The organism is Pelagivirga sediminicola (assembly GCF_003072125.1).
Lineage (GTDB): Bacteria > Pseudomonadota > Alphaproteobacteria > Rhodobacterales > Rhodobacteraceae > Roseovarius > Roseovarius sediminicola.
In genome coordinates, this window is the sequence record NZ_QCYH01000050.1 from 1 (window position 1) to 2372 (window position 2372).

The following is a 2372-nucleotide window of genomic DNA, read 5'->3' on the forward strand; positions in this document are numbered from 1 at the left end:
GCACCATGGCGCTTGGTGCCCCGTCACTGGCCTGGTTTTACGCCGCCGCGTGGCCGGTTTTTACTCCGCCGTTGACATAACGAACGTCAAAGACGCGGATGGAGCGCACGAAATTGAATTCCGGCCCGCTGATATCGATGTCGGCGCGGTCTTCTACGAGCTGGAGAACGTAGTTAGCCCGCACGAGGTTGCCCCAGACAGCGTCGGACCCTTTCAGCCCGAGCATTCCGCCTGCCTCGGCTGCCTGATCGAAGAGCGGGGCTGAAGAGTTTGGTGGGGTTCCTGAACCACCATATAGGGCATCGAAGATCCGGTCCGTGGGGCGCGACCTGGCAGGCGCATCGTAAGACACACCCATGGGGCAGCGCCAAATCTGCAGCGGCGGCTCCACCGGCCAAGGTGTGATGCGCCGGATGAACTCGGCCCGCGCGCGTGCGCATGGCACGGAAGCCGGCCACCCACCGGACAAACACAGCAGGATGGCGCAATCGATCTGATAGGTTTGGGCGCGGGCTTGCGTCGGAACTGTTGGCCCGGTCAAGGCGAGAGCAAAAAATGCCGCCAGAGGGAGGTTTTTGAATTCTAAACGCATGGCAAGAACCCTTGACAATCTTCACCCAGCATATATACGAAAATATACTATTGCAACATTGATGATGCGTGTTGCGGTTGCGGTGGTCGGCAGGATCGCGAGCCGACAGCCTCGCCCAGCAAACCTTAGTAAAAACCATGCGTTCCAGCGATTAGCCTTGATCGCATTGATTGCGATGATTACACTCCTTTCAGGAGGATTTCATGGCAAGCATTACCATCCGGAACCTAGACGATGACGTGAAGCGGCGCCTTCGCATCCGCGCGGCCGAACATGGCCGTTCAATGGAAGAGGAGGCGCGCGAGATCTTGCGCCACGTCGTCGGCGAAGCGAAGCCCTCCCACGATCTTGCCGCGGCCATCCGCGCACGGGTCGCGCCTCTGGGCGGCATTGATCTGGACCTTCCGCAGCGAGAGGCCATGCGTGAGCCACCCGCATTCGACCGGGCCTGACGCATGATCATCCTCGACACGAACGTCATCTCCGAGCTGTTGCGCCCGGCCCCGGAGCCCAGGGTCGAGCAATGGCTGTCGGCCCAAGACGGGTTCAACGTCTATCTGACCTCGATATCGGAGGCGGAGTTGCGCTACGGTCTCGCGATCATGGGGAACGGCAAGCGCCGCGCCGCGCTGGTTGACGCCGTGGACCGGATCTTGCGCGAGGACCTGGCCGGTCGGATCCTGCCCTTCGACAGCGCCGCCGCGCTGTCCTACGCCTCCATCGCCGCTGCACGACGGTCCGCCGGGCGACCGATCGCCCAGGCCGATTGCCAGATCGCATCCATTGCCCACGCCTGCGGCGCCACGGTCGCCACACGCAATACGCCTGACTTCGAGGGTTGCGATATCGACCTCATCAACCCCTGGACTGCCGCATGAACGCCGTTGAAATCGAACAAGCCATTTCCGAACTTGCCGAGCAGCCCTTCGACGCGGCAGAGTTCCCCTATGCCTTCCTCATGGCCTTCGGCAACAAGGACACGACCATCAAGCGGCTGCGTACCGGCGCGTCGAACAAGTCCGACATCGGCGGCGTCCTGCAAACCAACAACATCCACCTTGCGACCTGCGTCCCGGGCGACATCGCGGCAACCCTCTCCGCCCTGCGCGAAAGCCCTACCACCTTCCGCGCCAAGGCGAAGTTCATCCTCGCCACTGACGGCATCGACCTCGAGGCCGAGGACATCACCACCGGCGAGACCATCGCCTGCCGCTACACCGATTTCCCCGATCACTTCGGCTTCTTCCTGCCGCTCGCCGGCATCTCCACCGTCAAGCAGATCCGCGAAAGTGCGTTTGACATCCGCGCCACCAGCCGCCTCAACCGGCTCTATGTCGAGCTGATCAAGGACAACCCCGACTGGGGCAGTGCGGACAAACGCCACGACATGAACCATTTCATGGCGCGGCTGATCTTCTGCTTCTTCGCCGAAGACACCGACATCTTTGTCAGCGACAACCTGTTCACCGCCACCATCGACCAGATGGCGAACCGCGACGGGTCGAACACGCACGAAGTCATCGGCGAGATCTTCCGTGCGATGAACACCGCCATCCCCAAACGGGCCGAGGCCAAGCTGCCCCGCTGGGCCGACACCTTTGCCTATGTGAACGGTGGCCTCTTCTCAGGCAGCACCGATGTGCCGCGCTTTTCCAAGATCGCGCAGCGCTACTTGTCCCATATCGGCAGCCTCGACTGGACACTGAAGTGGTCCGGCAAACCTGGACAGCGTGCTAAGATGTATCCGACAATGACGACAGGATACACAAATGACGAAGAG

General features: G+C 61.6%; 3 protein-coding genes and 1 pseudogene. 3 read left to right on the forward strand and 1 reads right to left on the reverse strand.

The features are described from left to right. Nucleotides 1–76 precede the first annotated feature (76 nt). Nucleotides 77–592: pseudogene (locus tag DC366_RS19355) on the reverse strand (hypothetical protein); the annotation flags it as partial. 203 nt (nucleotides 593–795) lie between these two features. Here DC366_RS19355 and DC366_RS19360 point away from each other — a divergent pair. The 3 genes from DC366_RS19360 to DC366_RS19370 all read left to right on the forward strand — a co-directional run. Continuing rightward, nucleotides 796–1044, forward strand: coding sequence for a FitA-like ribbon-helix-helix domain-containing protein (locus tag DC366_RS19360; RefSeq protein ID WP_073038005.1), 249 nt, complete (start codon nucleotides 796–798; stop codon nucleotides 1042–1044). A 3-nt stretch (nucleotides 1045–1047) separates the two neighbouring features. Next, entirely contained in the window at nucleotides 1048–1470 is a 423-nt protein-coding gene (locus DC366_RS19365) for a type II toxin-antitoxin system VapC family toxin (protein ID WP_073038006.1), read from the forward strand. Next, on the forward strand, nucleotides 1467–2372 hold a 906-nt coding region (locus DC366_RS19370), incomplete at its 3' end, for a type IIL restriction-modification enzyme MmeI (RefSeq protein ID WP_341476709.1). The genes DC366_RS19365 and DC366_RS19370, both read left to right, overlap by 4 nt.

Excerpts from the sequence above, each read along its gene's own strand:
- DC366_RS19360 (WP_073038005.1), top strand. The coding sequence starts at position 796 with ATGGCAAGCATTACCATCCGGAACCTAGACGATGACGTGAAGCGGCGC.
- DC366_RS19365 (WP_073038006.1), top strand. The coding sequence starts at position 1,048 with ATGATCATCCTCGACACGAACGTCATCTCCGAGCTGTTGCGCCCGGCC.